The sequence below is a fragment of the Methylibium sp. T29 genome (assembly GCF_000576205.1).
Lineage (GTDB): Bacteria > Pseudomonadota > Gammaproteobacteria > Burkholderiales > Burkholderiaceae_C > Methylibium > Methylibium petroleiphilum.
This window is the reverse complement of sequence record NZ_AZND01000321.1, coordinates 1-3170: the sequence shown is the minus strand read 5'-3', so window position 1 is coordinate 3170 and position 3170 is coordinate 1. Positions and strand designations below refer to the sequence as shown.

Sequence of the window (3170 nt, the reverse complement as noted above, 5' to 3'; positions counted from 1 at the left end):
CGGGCGCGCGCCTGCGACAGGCTGCCGCCCAGCGGGTGCAGCAGCACGCCGCGCTCGATCAGCATGCGGCGCTCGGCCGGCGTGCCGTCGTCGTCGAAAGCGAAGCCGGCGAATTCGTGCGCACGTGACGGATCGAAGCTCACGTTCAGCAGCTCGCTGCCGTAGCGGTAGTGGCCGAACAGGTCGAGCGTGACGAAGCTCGTGCCGGCGAAGTTGCGCTCGTCGCCGAGGATGCGGTCCAGCTCCAGCGGATGGCCGATGCTCTCGTGGATCTGCAGCATCATCTGGTCCGGCATCAGCAGCAGGTCCATGCGGCCGCTCGGGCAGTGGGGTGCGGCCACGAGCTCCAGCGCCTCGCGCGCGACGCGCGGGCCGTCCTGCTCGAAGCGGGCGCGGTCCAGCACTTCCAGCCCGCCCTGCTGGCAGTAGCCGTTGTACTGTCCGGCGCTGGACCGCACCTGCGTCACGCCGCCGTCGACCGCCGTCACCTGGATGGCCGGCGTGAGGTAGGCGAAGCGCTGCTCGATGTGGGCGCCGTCGCTGCTCAGGAAAAGTTGATCGGTCTCGACGCTCCACAGGCTGGTCTGCGCGTCGACGATGCGCTCGTCGATCCGGCAGGCCGCGTTCACGCGCATCAGCAGCTCGAGCTTGTCGCCCAGCGTCAGGGTGTGGTGCGGTCGCTCGACGCGGCTGGCGTATTGGCCGCTGTCGCGCGGGCGCGGCAGCTCCGCGGGCGTGAACACCGTCTTGCCGGCGCCGGCCCGGGCCAGCGCGTGGGCGCGCAGCAGGGCGGTACGCAAGCCGGCTCCGGACGTGTCGGCGGTGGCCGCATGGCCCACGCCACCGTCGACGACGGTGAGCATCACACCCTCGTCACGCACTCGCTTCGGCGTTTCGGCAACGCCCTGGCGCACGCCGAGCTGTTCGGATCGCTCGCTGACGCCGCGTGCGGTCCAGTGCGTGACCGAATCGGGCAGGGCGGCGGTGGCGCGGCGAACGGTGGCGGCGAGCGTGTCGAGCATCTGGGGCAGCGGCAAAGGGGCGCAGGTCAGTCTACAAAGGCCGGCGCGCCCCCAGTTCAGCACTCGACGATGTTGACCGCCAGTCCGCCGCGCGCGGTTTCCTTGTACTTCGTCTGCATGTCGGCGCCGGTCTCGCGCATGGTCTTGATGACCTGGTCGAGGCTCACGTGGTGGGTGCCGTCGCCGCGCAACGCCATGCGCGCCGCGTTGATGGCCTTCACCGAGGCGATGGCGTTGCGCTCGATGCACGGGATCTGCACCAGCCCGCCCACCGGGTCGCAAGTCAGGCCCAGGTGGTGCTCCATGCCGATCTCGGCGGCGTTCTCCACCTGCGCCGGCGTGCCGCCCAGCACCGCGCACAGCGCGCCGGCGGCCATCGAGCAGGCGACACCCACTTCGCCCTGGCAGCCCACCTCGGCACCGGAGATCGAGGCGTTCTCCTTGTAGAGGATGCCGATGGCCGCGGCGGTGAGCAGGAAATCGACCATGCCGGCATCGCTTGCGTCGCGAACAAAGCGGGCGTAGTAATGCAGCACGGCCGGCACGATGCCGGCGGCACCGTTGGTCGGTGCCGTGACCACGCGCCCGCCGGCGGCGTTCTCCTCGTTGACCGCCAGTGCGTAGAGGTTGACCCAGTCCAGCACCTGCAGCGGGTCGCTGAGCGCGGCGGTCGGGTCGGCCGTCAGGTCGCGGTAGAGCCTGGCGGCGCGCCGCTTGACCTGGTAGCCGCCGGGCAGCACGCCCTCGGTGCGCAGGCCGCGCTCCACGCAGGCCTGCATCACGCGCCAGATGCGCAGCAGGCCGGCGTCGATCTCGGCGTCGCTGCGCCAGTGGCGCTCGTTGCGGCGCATCACCTCGGCGATAGAGCAGCCGAGCTCGCGCGTCAGGCGCAGCAGTTCGTCACCGCTGCGGTAGGGGTGTGGCAGCACGGTGGTGTCGGGCACGACCTTCTGTTGGCGGCTGCCGTCGGCGGCCACCTCGTCACTCAGCACGAAGCCACCACCGACCGAGTAGTAGCAGCGGTTCGCCAGTTCGACGCCGTCGGCGTCGTAGGCGGCGAAGCGCAGGCCGTTGGGGTGGAAGGGGAGGCTCTGGCGGCGCCGGAACAGCAGATCGCGGGCCTCGTCGAAGTCGATCTCGTGCTGGCCCAGCAGCGCCAGGCGGCGATGTTCGCGCAGGGCGGCCAGACGGGTCGGGATGGCGTCGACATCGACGCTGTCGGGGTCCTCGCCGATCAGTCCCAGCAGCACGGCCTTGTCGGAGCCGTGGCCCTTGCCGGTGGCGCCCAGCGAACCATAGAGTTCGGACACCACGCGCGCGGTGCGCTCCAACAGGCCCTCGTGCGCCAGGCGCTGCACGAACAGCTTGGCCGCCCGCATCGGCCCGACCGTGTGCGAGCTCGACGGCCCGATGCCGATCTTGAACAGGTCGAAGACGGAAACGGCCATCGCAGTGTCGTGGTGAGGCTAGGGGGTCCGGCAGGCCACGGCCAGATCGGCCGCGAAGGCGTCGACGGTCTCGGGCCGGGTGTCCCAGGCGCACATCAACCGGCAACCGCCGTTCGGCAGCATCTCATGGAAGCGCCAGCCTTGCGCGCGCAGGGCCTCGATCGCGGGGCGCGGCAGCTCGGCGAACACGCCGTTGGCCTGCGGCGCGTGCAGCAGGTGCACGCCGGGCAGGGTATCGATGGCCGCCGCGAGCCGCTGGGCCATCGCGTTGGCGTGGCCGGCGTGCGCGAGCCAGGCGCCACCTTCGAGCAGGCCGACCCAGGGCGCGGTCAGCACGCGCATCTTCGAGGCCAGCTGGCCGGCCTGCTTGGCGCGCCACTCGAAGCCGTCGGCCAGCCCACGGTCGAAGAACACCACCGCCTCGCCGACCGGCGCACCGTTCTTCGTGGCGCCGAACGACAACACGTCGACGCCGGCGCGCCAGCTCGCATCGGCCGGCGCGCAGCCCAGCGAGGCCACGGCGTTCGCGAAGCGGGCACCGTCCATGTGGACCTTGAGCTTCAGTTCACGCGCGGCGGTCGTCAGTGCGCGCAACTCTTCGACTGCGTACACCGTGCCCAGCTCGGTGGCCTGGGTCAGGCTCACCGCGCGGGCGCGCGGCGCGTGCAGATCGCGGCGCCGGCGGGCCGCGGCGTCCAGC

At 71.5% G+C, this 3170-nt stretch carries 3 protein-coding genes; all 3 read right to left on the bottom strand.

The annotated features are described in order from the left end of the window. Positions 1-1022: TldD/PmbA family protein (locus tag x551_RS20190; RefSeq protein ID WP_036250623.1), on the bottom strand; the 1022-nt coding region annotated here is incomplete at its 3' end. A gap of 56 nt (positions 1023-1078) precedes the next feature. Further along, a complete protein-coding gene (locus x551_RS20185; protein ID WP_036230571.1) occupies positions 1079-2470 on the bottom strand; it encodes an L-serine ammonia-lyase in 1392 nt (463 codons plus the stop codon). Between the two features lie 18 nt (positions 2471-2488). Next, a partial coding sequence (locus x551_RS20180; protein ID WP_036250619.1) for a beta-eliminating lyase-related protein occupies positions 2489-3170 on the bottom strand: 682 nt, incomplete at its 5' end.